Source organism: Pseudomonas sp. 1D4 (genome assembly GCF_001728925.1).
In the GTDB taxonomy this organism is placed as follows: Bacteria; Pseudomonadota; Gammaproteobacteria; order Pseudomonadales; family Pseudomonadaceae; genus Metapseudomonas; species Metapseudomonas otitidis.
The window spans coordinates 1-26,303 of the sequence record NZ_LXJQ01000035.1 but is presented as its reverse complement, the minus strand read 5'-3'; the positions used below and the strand labels follow the sequence as shown (position 1 = coordinate 26,303).

General features: G+C 66.5%; 22 protein-coding genes. 2 read left to right on the top strand and 20 right to left on the bottom strand.

The window, feature by feature from the left end:
- Positions 1–16 precede the first annotated feature (16 nt).
- The 4 genes from A7D27_RS17655 to A7D27_RS17640 all read right to left on the bottom strand — a co-directional run bounded on the left by A7D27_RS17655 (position 17) and on the right by A7D27_RS17640 (position 6,199).
- On the bottom strand, positions 17–3,568 hold the full coding sequence (locus tag A7D27_RS17655; protein ID WP_083265680.1) for an ATP-binding protein: 3,552 nt from the start codon (positions 3,566–3,568) through the stop codon (positions 17–19).
- A complete protein-coding gene (locus A7D27_RS17650; protein ID WP_069565594.1) occupies positions 3,562–4,203 on the bottom strand; it encodes a response regulator in 642 nt (213 codons plus the stop codon). Before A7D27_RS17650 ends, A7D27_RS17655 begins: the two co-directional genes overlap by 7 nt.
- A gap of 194 nt (positions 4,204–4,397) precedes the next feature.
- Positions 4,398–5,543, bottom strand: a complete 1,146-nt coding sequence (locus A7D27_RS17645) for a tetratricopeptide repeat protein (RefSeq protein WP_069565593.1) — start codon at positions 5,541–5,543, stop codon at positions 4,398–4,400.
- Positions 5,544–5,641: 98 nt separating this feature from the next.
- Positions 5,642–6,199 (bottom strand): hypothetical protein, encoded by a 558-nt coding sequence (locus A7D27_RS17640; RefSeq protein ID WP_069562780.1) that lies wholly within the window; start codon positions 6,197–6,199, stop codon positions 5,642–5,644.
- Positions 6,200–6,386: 187 nt separating this feature from the next.
- Here A7D27_RS17640 and zapE point away from each other — a divergent pair, with 187 nt between their 5' ends.
- Positions 6,387–7,490: a cell division protein ZapE gene (gene zapE, locus A7D27_RS17635; RefSeq protein ID WP_069562779.1), complete on the top strand. Its 1,104-nt coding sequence runs from the start codon at positions 6,387–6,389 to the stop codon at positions 7,488–7,490.
- Between the two features lie 213 nt (positions 7,491–7,703).
- On the opposite strand, the gene paaZ is transcribed toward zapE, so the two are convergent.
- From paaZ to paaA, 8 genes are all read right to left on the bottom strand, one after another.
- On the bottom strand, positions 7,704–9,764 hold the full coding sequence (paaZ, locus tag A7D27_RS17630; RefSeq protein WP_069565592.1) for a phenylacetic acid degradation bifunctional protein PaaZ: 2,061 nt from the start codon (positions 9,762–9,764) through the stop codon (positions 7,704–7,706).
- 140 nt (positions 9,765–9,904) lie between these two features.
- Positions 9,905–11,548 carry a cation acetate symporter gene (locus A7D27_RS17625; RefSeq protein ID WP_069565591.1) on the bottom strand — a complete coding sequence of 548 codons (1,644 nt, stop codon included), beginning with the start codon at positions 11,546–11,548 and terminating at the stop codon, positions 9,905–9,907.
- A complete protein-coding gene (locus tag A7D27_RS17620; protein ID WP_069562776.1) occupies positions 11,545–11,853 on the bottom strand; it encodes a DUF485 domain-containing protein in 309 nt (102 codons plus the stop codon). Before A7D27_RS17620 ends, A7D27_RS17625 begins: the two co-directional genes overlap by 4 nt.
- Positions 11,854–11,936: 83 nt before the next feature.
- Positions 11,937–13,013 carry a 1,2-phenylacetyl-CoA epoxidase subunit PaaE gene (gene paaE / locus A7D27_RS17615; protein ID WP_069565590.1) on the bottom strand — a complete coding sequence of 359 codons (1,077 nt, stop codon included), beginning with the start codon at positions 13,011–13,013 and terminating at the stop codon, positions 11,937–11,939.
- Between the two features lie 64 nt (positions 13,014–13,077).
- Complete coding sequence (gene paaD / locus A7D27_RS17610; protein ID WP_069565589.1) at positions 13,078–13,602, bottom strand: 1,2-phenylacetyl-CoA epoxidase subunit PaaD; 525 nt, start codon at positions 13,600–13,602, stop codon at positions 13,078–13,080.
- Positions 13,589–14,350 (bottom strand): 1,2-phenylacetyl-CoA epoxidase subunit PaaC, encoded by a 762-nt coding sequence (gene paaC, locus A7D27_RS17605; protein ID WP_069565588.1) that lies wholly within the window; start codon positions 14,348–14,350, stop codon positions 13,589–13,591. The genes paaD and paaC overlap by 14 nt, the downstream gene beginning before the upstream one ends.
- A gap of 10 nt (positions 14,351–14,360) precedes the next feature.
- Positions 14,361–14,642: a 1,2-phenylacetyl-CoA epoxidase subunit PaaB gene (gene paaB, locus A7D27_RS17600; protein WP_069562772.1), complete on the bottom strand. Its 282-nt coding sequence runs from the start codon at positions 14,640–14,642 to the stop codon at positions 14,361–14,363.
- 53 nt (positions 14,643–14,695) lie between these two features.
- Positions 14,696–15,685 (bottom strand): 1,2-phenylacetyl-CoA epoxidase subunit PaaA, encoded by a 990-nt coding sequence (gene paaA / locus A7D27_RS17595; protein WP_044404043.1) that lies wholly within the window; start codon positions 15,683–15,685, stop codon positions 14,696–14,698.
- Between the two features lie 369 nt (positions 15,686–16,054).
- Between paaA and A7D27_RS17590 the strand changes: the two genes are divergently transcribed.
- Positions 16,055–16,447 (top strand): DUF4280 domain-containing protein, encoded by a 393-nt coding sequence (locus tag A7D27_RS17590; RefSeq protein WP_069562771.1) that lies wholly within the window; start codon positions 16,055–16,057, stop codon positions 16,445–16,447.
- Positions 16,448–16,465: 18 nt separating this feature from the next.
- On the opposite strand, the gene A7D27_RS17585 is transcribed toward A7D27_RS17590, so the two are convergent.
- From A7D27_RS17585 to tssF, 8 genes are all read right to left on the bottom strand, one after another.
- Positions 16,466–17,008 (bottom strand): toxin-antitoxin system YwqK family antitoxin, encoded by a 543-nt coding sequence (locus A7D27_RS17585; RefSeq protein ID WP_069565587.1) that lies wholly within the window; start codon positions 17,006–17,008, stop codon positions 16,466–16,468.
- A 7-nt stretch (positions 17,009–17,015) separates the two neighbouring features.
- Positions 17,016–19,022 (bottom strand): type VI secretion system tip protein VgrG, encoded by a 2,007-nt coding sequence (gene tssI, locus A7D27_RS17580; RefSeq protein ID WP_069565586.1) that lies wholly within the window; start codon positions 19,020–19,022, stop codon positions 17,016–17,018.
- Positions 19,023–19,188: 166 nt separating this feature from the next.
- Positions 19,189–20,064: a hypothetical protein gene (locus A7D27_RS27965; protein ID WP_139131207.1), complete on the bottom strand. Its 876-nt coding sequence runs from the start codon at positions 20,062–20,064 to the stop codon at positions 19,189–19,191.
- Positions 20,065–20,268: 204 nt separating this feature from the next.
- Complete coding sequence (locus tag A7D27_RS27960; RefSeq protein ID WP_139131206.1) at positions 20,269–20,916, bottom strand: hypothetical protein; 648 nt, start codon at positions 20,914–20,916, stop codon at positions 20,269–20,271.
- A gap of 269 nt (positions 20,917–21,185) precedes the next feature.
- Positions 21,186–21,674 carry a hypothetical protein gene (locus A7D27_RS27955; RefSeq protein WP_139131205.1) on the bottom strand — a complete coding sequence of 163 codons (489 nt, stop codon included), beginning with the start codon at positions 21,672–21,674 and terminating at the stop codon, positions 21,186–21,188.
- Between the two features lie 45 nt (positions 21,675–21,719).
- The gene (gene tssH / locus A7D27_RS17575; protein ID WP_069565585.1) at positions 21,720–24,269 is read right to left on the bottom strand and encodes a type VI secretion system ATPase TssH; all 2,550 of its coding nucleotides are present in this window, start codon (positions 24,267–24,269) and stop codon (positions 21,720–21,722) included.
- Positions 24,269–25,309, bottom strand: coding sequence for a type VI secretion system baseplate subunit TssG (gene tssG / locus A7D27_RS17570; RefSeq protein ID WP_069562767.1), 1,041 nt, complete (start codon positions 25,307–25,309; stop codon positions 24,269–24,271). The genes tssH and tssG overlap by 1 nt, the downstream gene beginning before the upstream one ends.
- On the bottom strand, positions 25,273–26,303 hold a 1,031-nt coding region (gene tssF, locus A7D27_RS17565), incomplete at its 5' end, for a type VI secretion system baseplate subunit TssF (RefSeq protein WP_139134120.1). The genes tssF and tssG, both read right to left, overlap by 37 nt.

The following is a 26,303-nucleotide window of genomic DNA, read 5'->3' as shown; positions in this document are numbered from 1 at the left end:
ACCCCACCGACGAGCGTCAGGCGGTGCGCTGGCGAACCTGCTCCAGCAAGGCCTGCAGCACCCCGCGCAGGGCGTCCAGGGCCGCTGGCCGGTGCTCGTCCTCCGCACGGCGCAGGCCCTCGCAGGCCTTCATCAGGGCTGGCGAATCGATGGTGCAGGCCAGCCCGCCGAGGCGGTGGGCGGTCTGCGCCACGTAGCGCTCGGTGCTGGTGCCGTCGGGGATCTGGCCCAGGCGTTCCAGTTCGTCCCCCAGGTTGCGCCGCAACTCTTCCATCAGGGTCGCCAGCAGGGTCGGGTCGGCGCCGCGGATGCCTTCCAGGTGACCGAGATCGAACAGTGCGCCCGGCTGTTCTGCCGTGGCCTCGGCATCGGGTTCGGCCTGGGCCTGGCAGGCCAGGGCTTCGGCCAGGCGGCCGAGGGTCACCGGCTTGACCATCAGATCGTCCATGCCGGCTTCGCGGCAGCGTTGGGCCTCGTCGGCCAGGGCGCTGGCGGTGTAGCCGACGATGCGCAGCCGGGGGCGCTGGTCCTGAGCCTCGCGGTCACGCACTGCACCGGTGAGGGCGTAGCCGTCCATGTCCGGCATGTTGCAGTCGGTGATCAGCAGGTCGAAGGCTTCTTCCTCCAGGGCAGCCAGAGCGCTGTCGCCGTCGCCAACGAAGCGCGCCTGGTGACCCAGGGCTTCCAGTTGCTGCACCAGTACCAGCCCGTTGATCGACAGGTCGTCCACCACCAGGGCGCGCAGCGCGCGCGTAGCGCCGGCGGCCTCCACCACCGGGGCTTCCAGTGGCTCGGCGGCGGCCTCCCAGGCAGCGGGGAGTTCCACACCCACTTCGCAGCCCTGGCCGGGCTCGCTTTCCAGCCACAGGCGGCCACCCATCAGGCCCACCAGGTGGCGGCAGATGCTCAGCCCCAGCCCGGAGCCGCCGTAGTGGCGAGCGGTTTGAGCGCCGCCCTGCTGGTAGGGCTCGAGGATGCGGTCCTGCATGTGGCGGGGAATGCCGATGCCGGTGTCGCTGACCATCAGCACCAGGCGCGATTGTCCCGGCGCGGTGTCTTCGACCCGGGCCACCAGGCGCACCCGGCCGTGGGCAGTGAACTTCACGGCATTGCCCAGCAGGTTGAACAGCACCTGACGCAGGCGCAGTGGATCGAGCCGGTAGCGGCGATCGGCCGGCAGTTTGCAGTCCAGTTCCAGCTCCAGGCCCTTGCTGCGCGCCTGGGCGCCGAACAGGTCGAGCGCGCCACGCAGCAGCGGCAGCGGCGCCACCGGTTCGAAGGCCAGTTGCATGCTGCCGTTCTCGATGCGGTCCAGGTCGAGGATGTTGCCGATCAGGGCGATCATCGAGGTCGCCGACTGCTGGGCGATGCGCAGGTTCTCGGACGGTGTGGCCTGGGCGCGGGCCTCCAGTTCCAGCAGGCCGACCAGGGCGTTGAGCGGGGTGCGCAGCTCGTGGCTCATGGTGGCGAGGAAGCGCCCTTTGGCAGCGCTGGCCTGCAGCGCGTCACGGCGGGCCTCGCGCAGCTCGGTCTCCAGGGCCTTGCGGTCGCTGATGTCGATCCAGCCGCCGAGCAGGCCCTGCAACTGGCCGCCGGCGCTGTAGAAGGGCACCACCCACTGGTAGAGATCGTGCTCGCGGCCGTCGATCTCGATGCGACCGTCGAAGAAACGCGGCTGGCGGTTCTGTTGCAGCAGTTGGTACTCCGCCTCCATGGCCTGGGCCAGGCTCGCCGGGGTGATGCCCTGCTGGCGCACGGTGGTGCCGCGCAGTTGCTCGAGGTCGCAGCCGAAGAACTGCTCGTAGGCGCGGTTGCAGGTGCTCAGGCGCCCCTGCAGGTCACGCACGTAGAGCGGCGTCGGCAGGCCGTTGAGCAGGGAGAACTGGAAGGCCAACTGGTCGCTGAGTTGTCCCTGGGCCTCGCGGCGCTGTTGGATTTCCCGGCGCAGGCGCCAGTTCCACAGCAGCGACAGGGCCACCACCACCAGGGCCAGGATCGACAGGTGCCAGAAGTCCTCCGGCAGGCGCTCCAGCCAGCCGTTGGCGGGGGCAGCGAGCAATTTGATGCCATCACCGAATTCGCCGCTCTGGGCCAGTGAACCGAGCAGCTTGTCGAGAATGCCGCGCAGCTCCGGCACCTGTCCGCTGACCGCCAGCATCTGTGCCGGGGCTGCCGCTTCCACGCGCTGGCCCAGGCGCAATCCCTGGCGCTCCAGCCACTGCTGGTGGCTGGGGTTGCCGCCGAGGTTGTCCAGGCTGGCGTCGACCTCGCCCAGGCGCACCCGCTCCATGGCCTGGGGTGCGTTCTCGGTACGCACCAGGATGATCGCGGGGTAGCGCTTTTCCAGGTAGTCGATCAGCGGATGGTGCCGGGGCAGGGCCAGGCGGCGGCCGGTCATGGCTTCCAGGGAGCTGGGGGAACTGGCGTCCTGGCGGACCACGAAGGCCCAGCCGCGTGCGCCGAAGGGCTCGGTGTAGAGCACGCCGGGGCTCGCGCTGCCGTCGAGGGTGCTGGCCAGGTCGGCCTCGCCCCGTGCCAGGCGTTGTCGGTCGCGGGCTGCACCTTCGCTGTCGAGCAGCTCCAATTGCAACTGATAGGTGTCGCCCAGTTGCTTCAGCAGCTCCAGGCCCAGGCCCGACCATTTGCCCCGGGCGTCGCGGAAGAAGTAGGGCGGCGCCTCGTCGAGGATCAGCCGCAGGCGGGGTTGCCGGTCCAGCCAGCCTTCCTGGGCGCTGTCCAGGGCGAAGGCACCGGTGGGCGAGAACAGACGCGGCGCTTCGGTCCAGTGGGCGAGGATGATTTCGCGCTGGTGTTCGTCGAGGGTGCCGAGCACGTAATCCACCAGCGTCAGCAGGCGAGTGTCTTCGGCGCGGCTGGCGAAGCTGAAGCCACCACTGGAGAGGTTGGCGGCGAACTTGTTCTGCAGGGCTGCACCGGGCCGGGCGCGCATGTGGTGATCCACCCGCAGCTTGTCGCCGATGAAGGCATCGGCCTTGCCACTGAGCACCTGGTCAAAGCCTTCGGCGGTGCTGCGCACAGTCTCCAGGTGGGCAGCGGGGTAGGCGTTGCGCACCTGCTCGGGGTCCAGGTACTGGGACAGCACCAGCACGCGCTTGTCGGCCAGGTCCGGCGGCAGGCAGGGGTCGTCGCGGCGGCCGAGGATGATCGGGGTGTCGTCCAGGTAGGGGCGGCTGTAGGCCAGCCCGGGCTCGCGCCGCTCGTACCCGGTGACGCGGGTCAGCAGGTCGACTTCGCCGGCCTTGAGGCCCCGGATGGCGGCCTCGACGCTGGGAAAGGGGACTTCCTCGATGCTGCGCCCGACGAAGGCGCCGATCCGCGCCAGGTAGTCGTGGGTGATGCCGCGCAGCATGGCGCTGCCGGGGTACTGCGGCCACTGGCTGATGGGCCGCACCACCGCCACGCGCACCGGGTGCTCGGGCAGGCCGGCGCCCAGTTCGGCGAGCTGGGCCAGGTCCAGCGGTGGCGAGGCGCCGGCAGGGGCGTGCCAGCCCGGGCCTGCCAGCAACGCCAGCAGGGCGAGCAGCGCCAGCGCGCGCCGCTTCAGCACAGCCCGGCTTCCTGGATGTAGTGGAACAGCCCGGCATTGGTGTCGATGCCCAGCTTGCGCATGGCGCTGCTCTTCTGCGCGCTGATGGTCTGCTTGCTGCGATTGAGGTGCAGGGCGATCTCGCCGATGGCCATGCCGCTGCCGTACAGGCGCAGCACTTCCGCCTCACGGGGGGAAAGCTCCTCGGCGCTGGCCAGGGGCTTGCCGTGCTCGGCTTCGCTTTCGCCCAACTGGCGGCGGATCGACTCGGAGAGGAACGGGCGGCGCAGGCTGGCACGCAGCGCGCGGGGCAGGTCGGCCAGCAGGCCGCGCTTGCTTACCAGGCCCTGGATGCCCAGCCGCAGCAGGGAGCTGGCCAGGGCGGCGTTGTCGAGCATGGTGACGACGATGATGGCCATCTGCGGATAGCGGTTGCGCAGGTGTTGCACCAGGCGCAGGCCGTCGGCCTGGCGGCTGTCCGGCATCATCAGGTCGGTGATCAGCAGGTCGCAGGCCTGCCGGTCCAGGAGTTGGTAGAGGCCGTCGACGTCATAGGCCTCGCCGACGATGGCAAGGTCGGGTTCGTCGGCCAGAAGGGCGCGCAGGCCGATCAGGGTGATCGGGTGGTCATCGACTATGACGGTTCTCAGAGTCATGCATGGCCTCGGCTCGGATGGGGGCGGGGCGCATGTTAGTGACTCGCGGCGTTCAGAAAAGGGGCGGAGCCCGTCATTGGGCCGGATTAAGTAATGCCCTTCTATTTCGTAGGAAAAACCCTACATTTACAGGCTTAATCGGAAAAATCTCGTTGCGTTCGAGGTGGAGGCCGGGCGGCACTCCACCCCGCCCGTCACTCGGGGGTGCCGCCCGGGTTGGCCACGATGGCGCTGTCCAGCGCAGCGATCATCGAATCCACCAGGCCCGGCTGCTGCTGTTCGCTGGCATCGCGTACCGGAGCCAGGCCGGCCACCCGGGCCGGTGCCTCGGGGTGGCCGTGGTCGGCGGCCACGGCGAACCAGGCGTAGGCCTCCAGCTCGGGTTGCAGGGACGGGTAGGTGCCGTCGAGCAGGCGCTGGCCGTAGTCGTACATCGCCTGCGGGTCACCGGCGAGGGCCTGGCGCTTGGTGGCTTCCGCCTCGGCCTCGCGGGTGACCGGTTCCGCGTCGAGGGCGATGGCGGTGGCGTCGCGTTCGGCAGGGGCCACCGGGTCGCTGGCCAGGCAGGGCAGCCCCGGTTGCTCGGCGCTGGCCGGCAGCGGCTGGCCGGCGTCCTGCTGCTGAGCCATCTGGTACAGCGCGGTGGCGATGCGGTCGCCGGCGGCGCTGGCCACCTTCAACTGGGCCAACCCGCGTTCGCGGTCGGCCAGGTCGGGCTGGCAGGTGCCGAGGTAGAGCAGGCTCAACTCGCGCAGGGCCCGGTCGTTGGTGCGCGCGGCCTTCTCCAGCAGGCGCTTGCCGTAGTCCAGGTCCAGCGGTACGCCGGTGCCACGCAGGTAGTTCCAGGCCAGCACCCGGCTGGCCTCGGCGTTGCCCAGGGCATCGGCCTGGCTGAGGTGGTTGAGGGCCTGGGCCGGGTCGGCGGGCACGCCGTTACCCACCAGGTAGTGATGGGCCAGTTCGTAATGGGCGCGGCCGTTGCCGGCGTCGGCGGCCTGCAGCAGCAGTTGCAGGGCGGTTTCCTTGTCGCCCTGCTGGTCGGCGAGCACGGCCTGGGCCAGGGTTTCGGCGGCCGGCTCGACACGGGGCCTGACCAGACGGGTACGGCCCTTGATCTCGGTGGCGGGGGCCTCCACCACCCACACCAGCGGTGCCTCATAGCTGGGCACGCCGTAGACCGGGTTCTCCGGTGGCAGGGGGCGGTTGCCGCTGAGAACGGCGGGTTTGGAGTGGAGCGGTTGGAAACCGGAGCTGCAGCCGGCGATGAACAGGGCGGCGAGCAGCAGGGAGAGGCGCGGATTCATGGCGTGACAGAAGGGGATACGGCTCGAAAGGCGCATAGCATTCCAGACTGTGGCGCGCCTTCCAAGGCGTCTGTGCCGCCGGTTCGCATTCCGTGCGCGGGGGAGCCGTCATCGTCCCCCGGCGGCCGGGGGCGTCAGCCGTTGATCAGGTTGCGCAGGCGGATGTCCTGGAAGCTGAGGGGGATCGACCCCGGCTCCTTCTCTTCCTTCTGCTGTTGCTGCTGCAGGGCGTTCAGCTCGGTCATGCGCTGGGCGATCATCTTCTCCACCTGCTCGCGCTTCTCCGGTGGCATTTTTTCCAGATCCTCCTCGGTCAGTCCCATCTGCTTGAGGATCTTGTCGCGGATCTTCTCCGAGTCGGTCTTCTCCATGTAGGCATGGAACTCCTGGGAGGCCTTGCTGGCGACGGGTTTCTCGACGCTGGCCGCCGCGCGCTCGGCGTCGGGGTAGACCTCGTCGCGGACGCGCTCGCCGTTGTTCTGCAGGTCCACCTTGAGGCGGGCGAAGGCTTCGTCGTAGGCCGCATCGCGCTGGGCTGCTCGCGTGTCGGGGGCTGGGGTGTTCTGGCGCAGGGTACGGGCGGTTGGCGCCGGTGCGGGATCGCTGGTTGCGGCTGCCTGGCCGCGGCTGACGAGCCGTGCGCTGGCGGTGACATCGCGCGAGCGGGTGGGGTCGACGGAGAACAGGCCCATGGTGATTCCCTCCGGAAAATTCCTTGTCGGGGGCCGGGTAGCAAGCGCTGTGCCATGGGCTGGAGCGCCCGTTCCAGGGCCTTCACCCACTCCGCAGAGAGGATCGGGCGGCAACGGCCTGCCGCAGGCGACCGTGGCCTTGCCGCTCGGGTAGACTGCGCCGCGAATTCCCGGGAGGAGTCCCATCATGGATGCGCTGTCGCCGCTGGCGGCCTACGAAGACGCACTGGCCCGTCAGGGCTTTGCCGAGGACCCGGCGCAACGCCGCGCCGCCACGCTGCTGGAGGTTTGCCAGCAGGCCCTGCAGGCCGGCGAGCCGAGGGTGCGGGGCGTGTACCTGTGGGGGCCGGTGGGGCGCGGCAAGACCTGGCTGATGGACCGCTTCCACGCCAGCCTGTCGGTGTCCGCCCGGCGCCAGCACTTCCACCACTTCATGCGCTGGGTGCACCAGCGGCTGTTCGCCCTGACCGGCACGCCGGACCCGCTGCTCGCCCTGGCCCGTGAGCTGGCCACCGAGGTGCGGGTGCTGTGCTTCGACGAGCTGTTTGTCAGCGACATCGGCGATGCGCTGATCCTCGGGCGGCTGCTGCAGGCGATGTTCGACGAGGGCGTGACCCTGGTGGCCACCTCCAACCAGCTGCCTTCGCAGTTGTATGCCGACGGCTTCAACCGTGACCGCTTCCTGCCCGCCATCGCCGCCCTGGAGCGACACACCGACGTCGTGGAAGTGGACGGCGGTCAGGACCACCGCCTGCACCCGGGCGCCGTGACCCAGCGCTATTGGGTGGCCGAGCCGGACGCCCTGGCCGGGGTGTTCCGCACCCTGAATGGCGATGCACCGGCCACCGATGCGCCGCTGCAACTGGCCCACCGCGAGGTGACGGTGCGCCTGCGCGGCGAGGGCGTGCTCTGGTGTGACTATGCCCACCTGTGCGAGGCACCCCTGGCGGCGCTGGATTTCATCGAGCTGTGCGACCGCTTCCCGGCCATCCTCCTCGGCGCGGTGCCGGTGCTGGGTGCAGCCGAGCGGGAAGGGCGCATCGCCCGTGGCACCGAGGACGCTGCCGAGAAGGTCGCCGCCGGCGACCGCCAGTTGCCGCGCCTGTCGCCCAAGGACGACGGCGTGCGCCGCTTCATCGCCCTGGTGGATGAGTGCTACGACCGCCGGGTGCCGCTCTACCTGGAGGCTGCCGTGCCGCTGGAGGCGCTCTACACCGAGGGCGGGCTGGCCTTCCCCTTCCGCCGTACCCTGAGCCGTCTGCGGGAGATGCAGATGACGCGATTCGCATGAGCCCCCGTAGGATGTGGTGAGCTCGCGAACCGCATCGTTCCGGTCCCGATCCTTGGTCCGCGATCCCAGGGCTTGTCTTTCGTCAAATGGGGCTCGCCCGGGAAGGCGAGACGGAGTCGGTAATCGACTTGACCCCATAACAACGGCGCTGGAGCCAGCCAAAAAAGACCGGCCACAGGGCCGGTCGAATCGCTCACGGAGAATCGAGGCTGATCAGGCGCCTTCCGGGCGCTTGAGCACCAGGGTGAGGATGTCGTAGCTGGCCACCAGCTCGCCGTGCTGGTTGGTGACCTCCACGTCCCAGGCGACCACACCCTGGGGTTCGCCTTTGGGGCTCTTCTTGCCCTGGTCGATCTTGCGTTTGCAGGTCAGGCGCGCCTGGAGGGTGTCGCCGATACCCACCGGCTCGATGAAGCGCAGGGTGTCCAGGCCGTAGTTGGCCAGCACCGGGCCGGGTGCGGGGGAGACGAACAGGCCGGCGGCAGCGGAGAGCACGAAGTAGCCATGGGCGATGCGCTTGCCGAATTGGGAGTCCCGGGCCGCCAGTTCGTCGAAGTGCATGTAGAAGTGGTCGCCCGAGAGGCAGCCGAAGTTGACGATGTCCGCCTCGGTGACGGTGCGGCGGTGGGTCAGCAGCGACTCGCCGATCTGCAGCTCGTCGAACCAGCGGCGGAACGGGTGCACCTCGGTCTCGATCACCCGGGCGCCGCGCACGTGCTCGCGGGTGACGGCGGCCAGCATGCTCGGCGAGCCCTGCACGGCGGTGCGTTGCAGGTAGTGCTTCACCGCGCGCAGGCCGCCCAGCTCCTCACCGCCGCCGGCGCGGCCGGGGCCGCCGTGCTTGAGCATCGGCAGCGGCGAGCCGTGGCCGGTGGATTCGGCGGCGGCCTCGCGGTCGAGGATGTGCAGGCGGCCGTGCAGGGCGCCCATCACCGGCACCACGCGGGCGGCGATGGCCGGGTCCTTGGTGACCAGGCTGGCCACCAGGCTGCCTTTGCCTCGGGCGGCGAGGGCGACGGCTTCGTCCAGGTCCTCGTAGGCCATCAGGGTGCTCACCGGGCCGAAGGCCTCGATGTCGTGGGCGCCGCCCTCGGCGTGCGGGTCGCGGGCGCGCAGCAGGGTGGGGGCGAAGAAGGCGCCTTCGGCCACGCCCTCGCCACGGGGGGTGAAGCCGTCGCGGGCGCCGAACAGCAGCTCGCTGCCGGTCAGCAGGGCGCTCACCCGCTCGGCGACGTCCGCCTGCTGGGCATGGGAGGCGAGGGCGCCCATCTTCACGCCCTCCACCGACGGGTCACCCACCACCACCTTGGCCAGGCGCTCGCGCAGGCGTTCGGCCACGGCGTCGATGTGCTTCGCCGGGACGATGGCGCGGCGGATGGCGGTGCACTTCTGCCCGGCCTTGACGGTCATCTCGCGGGCCACTTCCTTGACGAAGAGGTCGAACTCCGGGTCGTCCGGGGTGATCTCCGGGGCGAGGATGGCGCAGTTCAGCGAATCCGCCTCGGCATTGAAGGGGATGGAGTGGCGCACCAGGTTGGCGTTCACCCGCAGCTTGGCAGCGGTGTCGGCAGAGCCGGTGAAGGTCACCACGTCCTGGCCCTGGAGGCGGTCCAGCAGGTCGCCGGTACTGCCGATCACCAGTTGCAGGCTGCCTTCCGGGAGCAGGCCGGACTCGTGCATCAGGCGCACGGTGGCCTCGGTCAGGTAGCTGGTGGCGCTGGCCGGTTTGACGATGCAGGGCATACCGGCGAGGAAGGTGGGGGCGAACTTTTCCAGCATCCCCCAGATGGGGAAGTTGAAGGCGTTGATGTGCACCGCCACGCCGCCGCGCGGCACCAGGATGTGGCTGCCGGCGAACTGGTTGTGCTTGCCCAGGGGCAGGGCCGGGCCTTCGTGGACGAGGTTGCCGGAGGGCAGCTCGCGGGCGCCGACGCCGGCATAGGCGAACAGGGTGCCGGTGCCGCCCTCGATGTCGATCCAACTGTCGGCACGGGTGGCGCCGGTGTGGTGGGAGAGGGCGTAGAGCTGCTCCTTGCGCTCGTTGAGGTACAGCGCCAGGGCCTTGAGGCGCGCGGCGCGCTGCTGGAAGTCCAGGGCCATGAGCGCCGGGATGCCGCGGGTGCGGCCGAAGTCCACGGCTTCGGCGAAGTCCGGCGTTTCTTCATGGGTGCGGAACAGCGGTTGCCCGTTGAGGGCGCTGCGCAGCACCTGGGCACCGTGCTGGCCGATCCAGCGGCCGCCGATGAAGCTCTGCAGGGTGGGGGCGTTGCTCATGGGGATTCTCCGTGAAAAAGGCCGGCACTCCGGGTGCCGGCTGGGTCTCGTGGGTGGCGCAACCAGAGGGCCAGGGTGGCGAGCCGCGGTGTGGTCCGGTTGAGGCGTTTCATTGTTGTTGTGTCCGTCAAGCCGTCGGGTCAGTGGCGGCTGGCAGCGGCGGCGCCGATGCCGGTCATGGAGCGGATGAACTGCGCGAGGTAGCGGCCGCGTTCCTGCCGGGCGCGCTCGGAGGCGTCCGTCACCGAGAACGCCCAGGCACTGAAGAAGGCCAGGCCCATGGAGAACAGCGCCGGGTTGGAGTAGGGGAACAGCGGCGTTTCGTGGTGCAGCACGTTGACCCACACCGCCGGGCTGAGCACCAGCAGGACGATGGCCGAGAGCAGCCCGGCGACGCTGCCGGCGACCGCGCCACGGGTGGTCAGGCCCTTCCAGAACATGGAGAGGAACAGCACCGGGAAGTTGACCGAGGCGGCGATGGCCAGCACCAGGCCGGAGAGGAAGGCGATGTTCTGCGACTCGAAGAGCAGCCCGAGGAGCACCGCCAGCACGCCGATGCCGAGGGTGGCGATGCGCGAGACGCGCATTTCCTCACGCTCGCTGGCCTTGCCCTTGCGCACCACGCAGGCATACAGGTCGTGGGACACGGCGGAGGCGCCGGACAGCGCCAGCCCGGCCACCACCGCGAGGATGGTGGCGAAGGCCACGGCGGAGATGAAGCCGAGGAACAGGCTGCCGCCCACCGCGTGGGACAGGTGCACCGCGACCATGTTGCCGCCGCCGATGATGGCGCCGGCCGCGTCGCGGAACTCGGAGTTGGTGCCGACCATGACGATGGAGCCGAAGCCGACGACGATCAGCAGCAGGTAGAAGTAGCCGATGAAGCCGGTGGCGTAGAACACGCTCTTGCGCGCTTCACGGGCGTCGCTGACGGTGAAGAAGCGCATGAGGATGTGCGGCAGGCCGGCGGTGCCGAACATCATGCCGAGCCCCAGGGAGATGGCGTCGACGGGGTTCGACAGCAGCCCGCCCGGCGCCATGATCGCGGTGCCCTTGGCGTGCACCTCGGTGGCGGCGGCGAACATCGCCTCGGTGCTGAAGCCGAAGTGCCGGAGCACCATGAAGGCCATGAAGCTGGTGCCGGAGAGCAGCAGCACCGCCTTGATGATCTGCACCCAGGTGGTGGCCAGCATGCCGCCGAAGGTGACGTAGCAGACCATCAGCGCGCCCACCAGCAATACCGCCTGCAGGTAGCTGAGGCCGAACAGCAGTTCGATCAGCTTGCCGGCGCCGACCATCTGCGCCACCAGGTACATCAGCGCCACGGTGAGGGTGCCGAAGGCCGCGGTGATGCGGATCGGGCTCTGTTCCAGGCGGTAGGACACCACGTCGGCGAAGGTGAACTTGCCCAGGTTGCGCAGGCGTTCGGCGATCAGGAAGAGGATGATCGGCCAGCCGGCGAGCACGCCCAGGGCGTAGAGCAGGCCGTCGTAGCCGTTCATGAACATCATCGCGGAGATGCCGAGGAAGGACGCCGCGCTGATCATGTCGCCGGCGATCGCCAGGCCATTCTGGAAGCCGGTGAGGCCGCCACCGGCGGTGTAGAAGTCGGCGGTGGAGCGGGTGCGCAGGGCGGCCCAGCGGGTGATGCCGAGGGTGAACACGACGAAGGCCAGGAACATGTAGATGGCCGTCCAGTTCAGCGGGCGGCTGGCATCGGCGGCGAAGGCCAGCGGCGAGGCCAGCAGGCCGGCGCCGAGCAGCAGGGAGGCGAGCGCTTTCATGGGGCGAGCACCTTTTTGACCTTGTCGTTGAGCGGGTCGATGACGCTGTTGGTCTTCGAGACGTAGATACCGGTGAGGGCGAACGACAGCAGGATCACGCCGACGCCCACCAGCATGCCGACGCTGGTGACGCCGCCACTGAGGGACTGGCCGAGCACGCCGGGGGCGAAGGCCACCAGCAGCACGAAGCCGTAGTAGATGACCAGCATGGCGCCGGTGAGGGACCAGGTCAGGCGCTGCTTGCGCCGGACCAACTGAATGAAATCCGGGTGCTGCCGGATGCGTTCGAGGTCGTGCGGGGTCATGGGTGCTCTCTCTTGTTGTGGTTGTAGAGGCGGTGCAACGCAGGTGAAGCGGGTGGAGCTGTGTCCTCACGGAGCGAGTCGGTTCAGGGCTGGTCGAAGTCGAGGACGACCCTGTCGCTGGCCGGGTAGGACTGGCACGAGAGCACGTAGCCGGCGGCCACTTCGTAGTCCTCCAGGGCGAAGTTGCTGTCCATCTCCACCTCGCCTTCGATGACCTTGCACTTGCAGGTGGAGCACACACCTGCCTTGCAGGAGTAGGGCAACTCCAGGCCCTGGGCGTTGCCGGCTTCGAGCAGGCTCTGGGTGTTGCGCGGCAGGTCGAAGCTCAGGGCGCGGCCGTCGCTGATGACGGTGACCTGGCTGCTGGCGCTGTTGGCGGCACGGGCGGCTTCGCGGGCCTCGCGGCGGGCGGCGGCGCCCTCGCTGGCGAAGAGTTCGAAATGGATGCGTTCGGCGGCCAGGCCGTGGCCCTGCAACTGGTCGCGGACGGTCTCGGTCATGGCCTGCGGACCGCAGATGAAGGCGGCATCCAGGGCCTTCACGTCGATCCAGCGGGCGAACAGTTGGCCGCATTTGTCGGCGTCGATGCGGCCGTTGTAGAGGTCCACGTCCTGCTGCTCGCGGCTGAACACGAAGATCAGGTTGAGGCGCTGGAGGAAGCGGTTCTTCAGGTCCTCCAGTTGTTCGCGGAACAGCGCGGAGGCGCTGGAGCGGTTGCCGTAGAGCAGGGTGAAGCGGCTGCGGGGCTCGCGCTCGAGGGTGGTCTTGATGATCGACAGGATCGGCGTGATGCCGCTGCCGGCCGCCACGGCGAGGTACTGGCCGTGGCGGGCCGGGTCGAGGGGCACGAAGAAGCGCCCGTCCGGCGGCATCACGTCCAGGCGCTGGCCGGGTTGCAGGCGCTCGTTGGCGAAGGTGGAGAAGCGCCCCCCGGCCACGCGCTTGATGGCCACGCGCAGTTCGCCGTCGCCGGTGCCGGTGCAGATGGAGTAGGAGCGGCGTACCTCCTCGCCATCCAGCTCGGTGCGCAGCACCAGGTACTGGCCCTGGGTGAAGTGGAAGGCTTCGGCCAGGCTCTCGGGGATGTCGAAGGCGATGGACACGGCGTCGCGGGTTTCCGGGCGCACGTCCTTGATGGTCAGGCTATGGAATTGGCTCATGTTCTCTCCTGCGGCTTGGCCGCGCGGGGGACGAAGGCGAGCGCCGCCGTTCGTGCTCGCCCGCCTAGATGCACTTGAAGTAATCGAACGGCTCCAGGCAGTCCCTGCAGCGGTGCAGGGCCTTGCAGGCGGTGGAGCCGAATTCGCTGAGCTGTTCGGTGTGGGCGCTGCCGCATTGCGGGCAGCGGATCTCCGGCGCCTCCCCGAGCAGGCTGCGTTTGCTGGCGCTGCCTTCGGGCGGGGCGATGCCGTAGGCGCGCAGCCGTTCGCGGCCTTCGGCGCTGATCCAGTCGGTGGTCCAGGCGGGCGTCAGGCGGCGCTCCAGACGCGGGACGAAGCCCGCCTGCAGCAGCGCCTGCTCGATGTCCCGCTCGATCACCTCGGTGGCCGGGCAGCCGGAATAGGTGGGCGTGACCACTACATGCAGCAGGCCGCCGTCGCGCTTCAGCGCCCGCACGATGCCGAGGTCGACCACGCTGACCACCGGGACTTCCGGGTCCATCACCGCGTCCAGCACCTGCCAGGCAAGGGTGATGTCGCCGGCACCCAGGGGCGCGCGGTCGCTGGCGATCAGCTCACCAGCTTGCATCGGGGTAGGCCCGCTGGAGGAACTGCATCTCGGCCAGCAGCAGGCCCAGGTGCTCGGTGTGCAGGCCCTTGCGACCGGAGAGGTAGAAGGGGCTGGCCGGCGCCGGTAACGGCAGGGTGGCACGGGCGAATACGTCGGCGACCTTGGCCTGCCAGCCGGCGGCGACCTGCTGCGGGTCGGGGGCGATGCCGGCTTCGAACAGGCGCCGCTCCACCTCGTCGGCATTCACCAGCTCGACGCTGAAGCGCCATAGCGCGCTCACGGCGGCGAGCATGCGTTGGTGGCTTTCCTCGGTGCCGTCGCCCAGGCGCTGCACCCATTCGCTGGAGCGGCGCAGGTGGTAGGTGACTTCCTTCAGCGCCTTGGCGGCGATGCCGGCAACCCGTTCGTCAGCGGAGGCGGAGAGGCCGTGCAGCACCTGGAAGTGCCAGGCATCGAAGAGGAACTGCTTGGTCATGGTGACGGCGAAGTCGCCGTTGGGCTGCTCCACCAGCAGCAGGTTGCGGTAGGCGCGTTCGTCCCGGCGGTAGGCGAGGTGGTCGGCGTCACGGCCGTCGTCCAGTAGTTCGGCGGCGTAGTCCAGCCAGTTGCGGGCCTGGCCCACCAGGTCGAGGCCGACGTTCATCAGCGCCAGTTCTTCTTCCAGGGCCGGGGCGCGGCCGCACCATTCGCACAGGCGTTGGCCCTGGATCAGGGCGCTGTCGCCGAGGCGCAGCAGGAGGTCGATGAGATCGTGCTTGGCAGTCATGGCAGGCGCCTCACATGTGGCCGACTTCGGCCGGCAGCTCGTAGAAGCTGGCGTGGCGGTAGACCTTGTCCTGGGAGGGGTCGAACAGCGGCTCCTTCTCGTCCGGGGCGGAGGCGGTGATCAGCGCGGAGGGCACCACCCAGAGGCTCACGCCCTCGTTGCGGCGGGTGTACAGCTCGCGGGCGTTGTCGATGGCCATGCGGGCATCGGCGGCGTGCACGCTGCCGACATGCTTGTGGTTGAGGCCGTGCTTGCTGCGCACGAACACTTCAAACAGGGTCCACTCACTCATGGGGCTATCTCCTCATGGGGCCGGGTCGTGCCGGCGCCCTTCTTGTCGTCAGGTCAGGCGGCGCTGCGTTCGCGCTGCTTGCGGGCATGGGCCACGGCGGCTTCGCGTACCCAGGCGCCATCCTCGATGGCCTTGCGGCGGGTGGCGAGGCGCTCGTGGTTGCAGGGGCCGTTGCCCTTGAGCACTTCGTAGAACTCGCTCCAGTCGATTTCGCCGAAGTCGTAGTGACCGCGCGCTTCGTTCCACTTCAGGTCCGGGTCGGGGGCGGTGCAGCCGAGGAACTCCAGTTGCGGCACGGTCTGGTCGATGAAGCGCTGGCGCAGCTCGTCGTTGCTCTGGCGCTTGATCTTCCAGGCCATGGACTGGGCGCTGTTGGGGGAGTCGGCGTCGCTCGGGCCGAACATCATCAGTGCCGGCCACCAGAGGCGGTTGATGGCGTCCTGGACCATGTCCCGCTGGGCCTGGTTACCGTGGCGCATCATGTGCAGGAGGATTTCGTAGCCCTGGCGCTGGTGGAAGGACTCCTCCTTGCAGATGCGCACCATGGCGCGGGAGTAGGGGCCGTAGGAGGTGCGCTGCAGCACCACCTGGTTGACGATCGCTGCGCCGTCCACCAGCCAGCCGATGGCGCCCATGTCGGCCCAGTTCAGTGTTGGGTAGTTGAAGATGCTGGAGTACTTCACCTTGCCGGCGTGCAGCTTGGCGACTTCCTCGTCGCGGCAGGCGCCGAGGGTCTCCATGGCGCTGTAGAGGTACAGGCCGTGGCCGGCCTCGTCCTGGATCTTCGCCATCAGTTGCAGTTTGCGCTTGAGGGTCGGCGCGCGGGTGACCCAGTTGCCTTCCGGCAACATGCCGACGATCTCGGAGTGGGCGTGCTGGGAAATCTGCCGGATCAGCGTCTGGCGGTAGCCGTCGGGCATCCAGTTCTTCGGCTCGATCTTGATCTCGGCGTCGATCCGCTCCTGGAAGGCGCGCTCCTCGGGCGACATCTCGTCTAGCGCCTTCACGCGCTTGGCGCCGGTTTCTACCAATTGTGCGTACATGCCGTTCTCCAGCCATGCAGGGTTCGTGGGAGGGCCATGGCGCTCTTTTTAAATGATACGAAATCAAATATCAAACATAAAAATATGTATCGTGTTCTGGTCGTGTATCGCTTTGCGGGTGGCTGGCTCCAATGCCTGAGCCGTACATGCTTCGTATTTCCTGGGCCTTGAGCGTGGTGTGACGCTCTGGGGCGAGGGTTTTGGTCGTTGGGTTGGGGGCGAAGGAGGTGTCTTGTTCCAGATTCTGTATCGTATTTTGCGATACGGAATGCTGCGCCGGTTTGTCGGCGAAAAAGCGGCATGGGGGCTCTGGTGGAGGTCGGGGCGCTGGTCTAGAGTCTTTGCCGACCAGCAAAAGGAGGGTGTGCGATGGGATGTCCGCAGGTGTGCAGCGGGGCGACGCTGCAATGCAGTTTCGGGGTGGCGCCGTCGGTGCTGAACGTGCTGCCGGTCAACCGGACGCTCACCAACAACATGCCGGCGGCGAACATCATGGATCACATCCCGCTGGTGAACATCATGCCCTTCGGCATGTGCCAGAGTCTGGCCAACCCCATGGTGGCCGCCGCCACCGCTGCCGCACTGGGCGTGCTGACGCCGATGCCGTGCATCCCCGCGACGATGTCGCCCTGGATACCGGGGGCGCCGACGATGCTGCTGGGCAACATGCCTTCGCTGGATGCCAACTGCATGCTGATGTGCAACTGGGCGGGGGTGATCAAGGTCGCCATGCCGGGCCAGATGCAGATGCTGATCCCCTAGGTATCGCTCAAGGTCGGATCAGACCTCGCTCGATTCGCTCCAGCGCTTCCACCACCAGCGCAGCCGCGAGATCGGCTTGCCCTCGGCGTCCAGCGGCCGGCCGTCCTCGGCGAAGCCCTGGCCTTGGTCCAGTGGCTTGCCATTGAGGTAGCGGTTGCGCTGGGCCACCTGACCGTTGCCGTGGAAGCGCTGGTAGAGACCGTCGCGCACGCCATCGCGGTACAGCTCCAGTTCGGCCAGGCTGCCGTCCGGGTAGTAGCTGCTGGCTTCGCCGTGCATCAGCCCCTGGCGGTAGCCGACCTTGCGTTGCAGCCCGCCTTCGGCGGCGAAGTACTGGGCCACGCCCTGCAGGCGGCCGTCCACATAGGGCAGCAGCGCCGACACCTGGCCGTTGGGGTGGTAGAGGGTGCTGGTGCCATGCAGCACGCCGTTGGCATAGAGAAGCTGGGCCTGGGGACGGCCGGCCTCCTGGATGCGCACCGGGCCGTCGAGGGCGCCCTCTTCCAGGCGGCCCTGGAGGCGGCTGTCGCCACGGGTGAGGTCGAGATTGCCGTTGGCCATGGGCGCCTCAGTTGACCTTTACCAGTCCGCCCTTGAGGGTCAGCATGCCGCCGCCGTCCACGGTCTGTTCGGCGGCGGCCTTGTTGGTGAGGCTGACGCCGGCGTCGTTGGTCAGGGTGGTACCGGCCTTGTTGTCCAGGGAGGTACCGGCCTGGTTGGTGAGCGAGGTGCCGGCCTTGTCGGTGAGCGCCATGCCGGCCTGGGTGGTGAGGTTCTTGTCGCTCTTGGCGGTGAAGTCGCCGCTGCTCTGCAGGGTGAGGGTGCCGGTCACCTTGATGGTGAGGTTGCCGTCCACGGTCAGTTCGTAGTTGCCGCTCACCTTGTGGCTGTAGTTGCCGCCGGTGCTGTGGGTCTGGTCGGCGCCGACGCTGACGGTGCGGCTGTCCTTCACATCGAGGCTGTCGCTGCCGGTCTGGATGGTCACCGTGCGCTTGCCCTTCTCCAGGGTGATGGTCTCGTCGCCTTCCTTCACCGTGCGGGTGCGGGCGTTCTGCACCGTGAGGGTTTCGTCATGGCCGATGGTGGCAGTGCTGTCGTTGAGCACGTTGACGGTCATGTCCTTCTGCGCCTGGAGGAAGACTTCCTCGGCGTCTTTCTTGTCCTCGAAGCGCAGCTCGTTGAAGCCGCCACCGCCCTTGGAGGAGTTGGTCTTGATACCGGACTGGGTCTGGTTGTCGGGCAGGGCGTAGGGCAGGGTGTTGTCGCCGTTGTAGACGCAGCCGGTGACCAGCGGGCGATCCGGGTCGCCATCGATGAAGGTGACGATCACCTCCTGGCCAATGCGTGGGATGAACTGCATGCCGAAGCCCTTGCCGCTCCAGGGCAGCACCACGCGCACCCAGCAGGACGAGGTTTCGTCATTCTTGCCGTCGCGGTCCCAGGGGAACTGGATCTTGATACGGCCGTACTGATCGGTCCAGATCTCCTCGCCGGCCTTGCCCACCACCTGCGCGGTCTGGGTGTGCATGCGCGGCTTGGGCGTGAGCCGGGGCGGGCGGTAGGCAGTGGCCTTGGGTATGGCTTCGAAGCGGTTGCGGTAGTGCTCGTGGCTGGCGTCATGGGTGACGGCGGTCACCACCCAGTCGATATTAAGGCTGGCGTCGTCATGCCCGGTGAGGGTGAACCAGTGGCCGGGCACCAGCCAGCGGCAGTCGCTCTCGCCGATCAGGCGCTTCTCCTGGCTGCGCAGCCCGTCCACGCGCTGCTTGGTCAGCGCATCGCCACGCGCCTTGGCGATGTAGCCGCCCGGGTGCTCGTACATCGACAACGGCCCGGCCACCGCCTCGGCCTTGCTGTAGAGCGAGGTGGTGGGGGTGGTGAAGGCGTAGTCCGTGGCGCTGTATACCCCGCTCACCGCCTGCACGCTGTACTGCGCCGAGCGGATGCCATGCAGCTCGCGCACGCCGATGCCCTGGCCCAGGTAGGGCACCTTCGGCCCGTTGGGAATCGGCACGAAGGCATCACTGCTGTCGCCCAACACCAGCGTGTGCTTGCCGTCCTCGTGGGTGAAGAACCAGAAGATCCCTTCCTCCTCCAGCAGCCGCGAAACGAAGGCGAAATCCGTCTCCCCGTACTGCACGCAATACTCGCGCGGCTCGTAGCTGCCGGAGAGCGACAGCTTGAAATCGGTGAAGCCATGGGCCTTGAAGATGGTGGTGACGATGTCGCTGGTGGACAGGTTCTGGAACACCCGGTTGTTGCTGGCCAGGGTCAGCCACCAGAGCCAGGGGCGCAGCACCACCTGGTAACGGTCGGCGGTGGCATCGGCGGGGAGCTGGCGGATTTCTGCGGCCAGGGCGTCGAGGGGGCGCTGGTTGGCGTCGTTGTGGAGGGTGGCGGTGATATGCGTGGCCACGGCACTGCTCAACGTCAGCGCGGTGGCGCTGTCGCCATTGAGGGTCAGGCTGCCCAACTCGTTCAACGCCTCGTCCCCGGAAAGCGTCTGGGGGTAGAGATCCGTCAGGGCGGAGGCGCTGAGGGAGAGGCTGGTGGTTGTGTCAGTGGGGCGGGGCATTTTTACTTCCAATAAATACGGTTAAAGACATGCATACGCCCGACGTCAAAAGGGGCAAATCCCCCAGGGGCAGAATTATTTTGGAGCAGTTAGGGCCTTAATAGATATTTCCCCTTTTTGTCGGTACTTCCTCGGAGTTAGAGCGATTTTTTTGGGTTAAAACTCTCTATCCCGCTGGTTGGTTGATAAGTGCATTATGTTCTGATTTTCTTTGGGTGAGTGAGAATTGGGCCCATACCGGTGCGTGGTCGGATGTATAGTGCTTGATAGATTTTATTTCTTGGGCCGTGGTAATGGTCATATTCAGAGTGTTCTCTATTGTAACTAAGAGGTTGTCCCCGCCAGCTGATTGCAGGGTTAGTCCGTGATAGAAGATAGCGTCATAGGGATTATCAGTACCGGTGGGTTTGATGCGGAGGCTGGTTTCATTGGTGACCGCTAGATTGAACTCTGGCTGCAGAATGGTGGACACATTCTTGGTGTCCATATTGAAATCTCCGCAAAGGACTGTTGGGAATTCTTGGATGTGAGCAAGTTTCTTTATATAGCCAATTTCCTTGCTGCTCATTTCGCTTGGGTTAGGGGCGTGATAGACCATGATGGCAAAAACCTGTTTAGAGTTGTTCTCTCCAAATAGCATCATCGCTGGAACACGGTTCTTGAATGGGAGTATATTTTGTTGCGCATCTGTATTTATAAGTGATGGTTCATTTAAGGGGGTTACTCGGTCGGAGCGCCACAGGAAAGCATACAGTTCGCCCTTATTGCTCTCCTTGTGCGCATTTCCTCCAGACAAGGCATAGCGCCATTGCCCGCCAAGTATTTCTTTTAGTTGGGTGATTGCTAATGCTCCTTGGCTATTGTCATATGATTCGCCGAATAGAGGGCTTTTTATCGATGGCCGAACTTCTAGTACTGCGAGGATGTCAATATCTCGACTGCGTACTATTTCGGCTATTTGGTATATTCGAGCTATTTGTTCGTTTTCATCTTTCTGAGGGTTGTAGTTGAACTGCTTAATGTTCCAGCTCATGATGTTCATGTGTAATTTCTGCTGTGATTTTTGTGATTGGAAACTTTGTAGATGTTATCCATGAGGTAGGTTTTTCTTGGGTGGTGAATGGTGAAAATATTAGTATATTGCTTGTGCAGTGCCTGATTCTATGTGATTGGTTTCTTCGGCAAGTGATGTGAGGTTCATCATTTTCAATCGCTCGAAGTTGATTTCCCGCTACAAGCTAACGTGCTATTCGTTTGTCATGGGGAGTTGTCCGACTCTGTGAGTCCTGATCTCCTGTTTTATAAAATTTTTCACCCTGCCAACTCGGTCCGCGTCTAGCGCAGTATCAATGTTCGCTGTGTTCCAGTAGAGAGTGTCATCCAATATGTATTGCCCGCCTAGTTTCCAGTCGTTACCTAGCCAGATTCTCTGGCACCTGACACATCCCAGTACATGCCTGCCTGGAATAGAGACTGCAGCAAATTCTTCAGCGTGAATAGGCCAAGTGACACGGTCCATTAAGTAGGTCCCGTATATTTCCGGCTTTCTATTGATTATTTCCCATGCGTCGAGTTGCTGTTGCTCATAGGTATTGAAGCCTTGGGCTACATATACTGCGAAGATCCACGTCCACTCTATATCTGTATTGTTCGGAAAAAGCGCAGCTGCGCTAATTTTGGTGGATACACAGTTTGCCGAGATGGATGCCATATCGCCGCTGCGTGGTGAAGGGTCGTCTAGGCGACTGATGTAATACATGTCGTAAGGGTCGTCGGTAAAAGCATCCCTTTTTTGTTCGAAGCCGCGGCTAAAAATATATCGATAATCAATGCCGTTCAGGGAGACTCCTCGATATCCGATGATGTCAAGTGGGGCTGGATCAACTTTTGGCATCTATTCGTTCTCCATGAGTCTTTAGTGATTGTTGCGATACATAACATCCGGGTTTGAGTTTTTGCCTTCATTGTTTTGCCTTGATATCTCCTCTAAATTTTCTAGGTGCGCCGTTGGTGGTGAGCACAGGCTTGACCATGTCTGGTCTATCAAGAGTTACCCTAGGTTGAAGGGTTTTTTAATGGGCGTGCCAATTGTATTTTTCCCTTCCTGTTTTATGGGGGTGTCAGTTGTGCTGGCCTGTTTGGGTTGAATGGTTAGATTGATTTTTAGTGTTCATTTATTTTTTTCATGTAGCTTATGCTTCCGTTGATGGTGCCTGTTGTTCTGTTTATTAGTGGCTTGTTGTCATATCCATATATTTCCAGTGTGATGGAGGCTCTCTGTAGCGCTTCGTGGAAGCACTTTTCTGCCGAAACTTCGTCGATTCTCTTTGTGTTCCAGTCACCCAGGCCGGGGTGGCTGGTAACGATCGTTAGTGGTCGAGTGGCCTGTTTTATCAATTTCTTGAACTCCACTTGGCCGCTGCCTTTGTAGTTGGACAGGCTGAAGGAAATATAGAAATGCGGAGGAAGGCCGACTCTGTTGTTGGTTGTTATTCCTGATTTGGATTCGTGGAGCCTAGCTTCCAGTACGTCCCATGCAGTTTTAGAGTATTTATCGGCGTGATGTACCTCGCTGCCAACAGAACCGCCCGCATCCGTCAATGTGGTCAGCGTCTCGTCAGTGACATAGGGGAGTATCAAGTCTCCTGCCATATTTGTAATACCTCATCCCATTTATGTATTTTTGTTTTGCATACCTTATTCCAACACCCACTCCGCCAACTTCCCCGTCACCTGCGCCATCAGCACATTCTCGATATCCCGCGCGCCGGCTGCGCTGCACTTGGCGAGCACCGCTTTCACGATGGCGGGGTCGAAGTCGAACTGTTTGCCGGTAGCGGCCTTGTAGCGTTCCCGCAGTTTTTCCAGCTTGGCCAGGACGATGCCTTCCAGCGTCGCTTCATCCAGCGGGCGGTAGGGCACGACGGTCATACGGGCGAGGAAGGCGGGGCGGAAGGCCTGTAGCAGCACCTTGCGCAGGCGTTCGTTGAAGGCGTCGCTGCCGAGCTGGTCGGTGGGGGTGTCCAGCACCAGTTCGGCGCCGACGTTGCTGGTGGCGAGCATTACGGTGTTCTTGAAATCCACCACCAGGCCGGTGCCGTCTTCCATCACGCCCTTGTCGAAGACGTTGTAGAAGGCTTCCAGCACGTCGGGGTGGGCCTTTTCGATTTCGTCCAGCAGCACCACGGAGTAGGGGCGGCGGCGCACCGCTTCGGTGAGTACGCCGCCGGTGCCGTAGCCGACGTAGCCGGGCGGGGCGCCCTTGAGCTGGCTGACGGTGTGGGCTTCCTGGTACTCGGAGAGGTTGATGCTGATGAGGTTGCGTTCGCCACCGTAGAGGGCGTCGGCCAGGGCGTAGGCGGTTTCGGTCTTGCCGACGCCGGTGGGGCCCACCAGCAGGAACACGCCCACCGGTTTGGCCGGGTCGGTGAGGCCGGCGCGGTAGGCCTGGATGCGCTGGGCGATGGTGCCCAGGGCGCTGTCCTGGCCCATGACCCGCTGGCCCAGGCGCTGGCCGAGGGTGCGCACGGCGTAGGCTTCGTCGGCAAGCATCTTGCCGATGGGGATGCCGGTCCAGCCGGCGATCACGGCGGCCACGGTGCGTGAGTCCACCTGCTCGGGCACCAGGGGGTCGTCCTGGCGGATGGCGTCGAGGCCGGCCTCCAGCCGGGTGAGTTCGGCAGCGAGGTGGTCGATGCGCTCGTCGAGGGCTTCGTCGGGGTGGCTGGCGTCGGCGCTCTCGCTCAGGGCCAGCAGTTCGCGGCGGGCTTCCAGCAGCTCGCGCACGGCTTCGCGCTCTTCGCCCCAACGGGTTTCCAGCTCGCGGATGGCCGCCTGGTTGCCGGTGGACTCCTGCTCCAGGGCGGTGATGCGTTCGCGGTGGTCGAGCCCGGTGGCCTGTTCCCGGCGCAGGCGCTGCAGTTCCTCGCCCAGGGCCTGCTGACGGTGGCGCAGGCTTTCCAGCGGTGGCGGCACGTCGTGCTGGCCGAGGGAGACCCGGGCGCAGGCGGTGTCGAGCACGCTGATGGCCTTGTCCGGCAACTGGCGACCGGAGATGTAGCGGTGGGAGAGCTTGACTGCGTCATGGATGGCGCTGTCGAGCACCTGCACGCCGTGGTGCTGCTCCAGCTTGGCAGCGACGCCGCGCAGCATCTCCACGGCGGTGGCCTCGTCGGGCTCCTCCACCTGCACCAGTTGGAAGCGGCGGGCCAGGGCCGGGTCCTTCTCGAAGTACTTCTTGTATTCCAGCCAGGTGGTGGCGGCCAGGGTGCGCAGCTCGCCCCGAGCCAGGGCCGGCTTGAGCAGGTTGGCGGCGTCGCTGCCGCCCTCGCTGCCGCCGGCACCGATGAGGGTGTGGGCCTCGTCGATGAACAGGATGATCGGCTGCTCGCTGTTGCGCACGGCGTCGATCACGCCCTTGAGGCGCTGCTCGAACTCGCCCTTGACCCCGGCGCCGGCCTGCAGCAGGCCGAGGTCGAGCACCCGCAGGATGACGTTCTGCAAGGGCGGCGGCACGTCACCGGCGGCGATGCGCAGGGCCAGGCCCTCGACCACGGCCGTTTTGCCGACGCCGGGGGCGCCGACGAGGATGGGGTTGTTCTGCCGCCGGCGCAGGAGGATGTCGATGCTCTGGCGGATCTCCCCGTCGCGCCCGACGATGGGGTCGATGCGTCCGGCGCGGGCGTCGGCGGTAAGGTCCTGGGTGTACTGGTCGAGCACGCTGTCCTGGGGCGCTTCCTGGGCGGGGCGGGCCTTGCCGGCCGGGCCGGGGCCGCCGCTGTGCTCGCGGGAGGTCTGGGTCCATTCCAGCAGGTTGGCGCGCAGGGCTTCGCGGGGGATGCGCAGCAGCGAAGAGGCGCTGTTGAGCAGCAGGCTGCGGCGCTCGTCGCGATCGAGCAGGGCGAGTAGCAAGAGGCCAGAGCGGATGCTCGTCTGGCCTTGCACGCTGGCTTGTACCACGGCGTCTTCCAGCAGGCCGATGGTCTGCGTGGAGAGCGCTGGGGTGCGGGTGCTGCCGGCCTTGAACAGTTCCAGGGCGCGGTTGATCTCGGTGGCGACGGCGTCGCGCTCCAGGCCGAAGCGCGGCAGCAGCCAGGCGAGGTCGCCGCCTTCTATATCCAGCAGCTCCAGCAGCAGGTGCTCGATCTCCACGTAGTGGTGGGTGCGTTGCAGGCAACGCTGGGCGGCCCGTTCCAGGGCGCGGCGGCTGTCGGCGTTGAGGCGGCCGATGAGCGCGGCGAGTTCCATCAGGGCGTCTCCTTGTGTGGCAGGCCGCTATCGCTGTGGCGCAGGCGGGTATCGATGCGTTGCAGGGTGCTTGCGGCGGCCAGGTGCAGGCCGCCGCTCCAGCGCAGGCGCGGCGGTTGCTGGCGGTCCAGGCGCAACGGCGCGCCGGGGCGCACCAGCAAGCGCAGGTGGCAATCCAGGTCGGGGCCGAGGTAGAGGCCGGCGAGGTCGGCAAGGCGTCGGTGCTGGGCGCCGCCGGGCAGGTAGGCATTGGCCTGTTCGGTGCCCAGCGGGCCGAGGGTGAGGCGGATGCCCGCGTGCTCGTCCCACACCCGGGTGCCGGCGATGGCGTTGCGGCCCAGGCCGAGGTTGCGGCCGCCGCGTTGCAGGCGGCTGCGGCTGGCCGGGGGGATCTCCCGCCAGGCGCCCTGGTAGGCCTCGTAGTCCACCGCCACGCCGAACTGGTGGCGCACCAGCACGGCGAAGCCGGCCAGGGAGCGGCGCGGGCCGTTGAACAGTGCGGCGCGGGCGGTGATGGCGGCGTCCGGCAGGTCCATGCGCTGTTGCAGGCTGCGCGGCAGCAGGCCGGCCAGGGCCAGCAGCGGCGGCTGCACGGGGGCTTGTTCGGGCGGCTGGAAGCCGAGGGCCAGGCGATGCCGGCCCAGCACGCGGTAGAGCTGGGCGAGCAGGCGGTTCTGGAACAGGTCGAGGAATTCCGCCGGGGCGTGGTCTTTGTGGCGGGCCCGCTGTTGCAGCCATTCCTGATAGGCGTAGGGCAGCGGGCCGTCGGGGCCGCCGAGGCCGAATACGGCGGTGCTCAGCACAGGGGGCTGCCCCGGCCTTTCCTCCAGGCGTTCCACCTGGCTGGCGGCGAAGGTTGGCGTGAGTGGCCCGCGCAGGCGCAGGGCCTCGTCGTCCGGGCTGCTGCCCTGGCCCAGCGGCGTGGCGTCGGGGCGTTCGCGCTCCAGCAGCAACAGGGCCTGGAGGAATTCGAAGGCCTGGGGCCGGTCGCGCAGGCGCTGGCTCAGAGGCTGAGGGGCTTGCCGGCCTGGGGCTGCCATGTCCGCACCTCCTTGTCGTGATCCACCAGCACCGTGCGCACGAAACGGTTGGGCGTGGCGTAGAGGGAGAAGAACTGCGCCAGCACGGCGGAGAACAGTACGGCGCTGCTGCCGGCGAAGTGCTGTGGGTCGAGGCGGATGCGTACCTCCAGGCCGTTGCGCCAGCCGCGCCAGGCGTCCTCGCCGACCCGCGCCACCACCCGTTCGCTGGTGAGTTCCACGAGGCCATCCACCTGGCGCCGGGGTCCGGCTTCGTCCCGCAGGTTGTGCAGGTGCAGCAGTTCGCGCAGGGCGTCCAGGGCCTCGGGGCCTTCCACCAGAGACAGATGGTTGAGGCTGAGCTGGGACACCAGGCGCCAGCGCGAGGGGCCGGCGAGGCGCGGCAGGCTTTGTGGCGTGGGCGGTGCCAGCAGGCTGGCCAGGGCCACCGGGCCGGGGCGCTCGAAGCCCAGGCGGGTGCCGGCGGGCAGGTTCTCGGCCAGGTGCCGGTTGGTGCACAGCAGCTCGGCGGTGAGGCTGTATTCGGGGGCGTCGTGCAGCGGGTCGAAGGCGGTGTCCACCAGGCTCAGCAGCAGGTCGCTGCCGGGGCGTGCCGGGTTCAGGCCCTGGACGCGCCGGGCGTGCCAGTAGAGGCCGGAGCCGGCATGGCTGTGGCCGTAGTAGGCCGGCACGCGGCGCACGCCCTGTGGCGTGGCGGCGCGGACGCTACGGATGCTGTGGATCTCCACGCTGCGCTCGCGGTGGGCGTCGGCCACCAGGCGATATTCGCTGCGGGTACCGTCCGGGCGCAGGGGCTCGGAGGTGCGCGGGAACAGGTTGATGGCCGGGGCGCAGCCCAGGCGCAGTTCACTGGCCTGCAGGTGCGGCCGGCCCGTTGGGGCGCGGTCGAAGGCGATCAGCACCTGGCAGTCGCGCCCGCCGCTGGCCGGTGGCAGCAGCGGCAGGTCGAAGAAGGCGAACTTGTCGGGGAAGGCGAAGTACTCCGCCAGCAGGC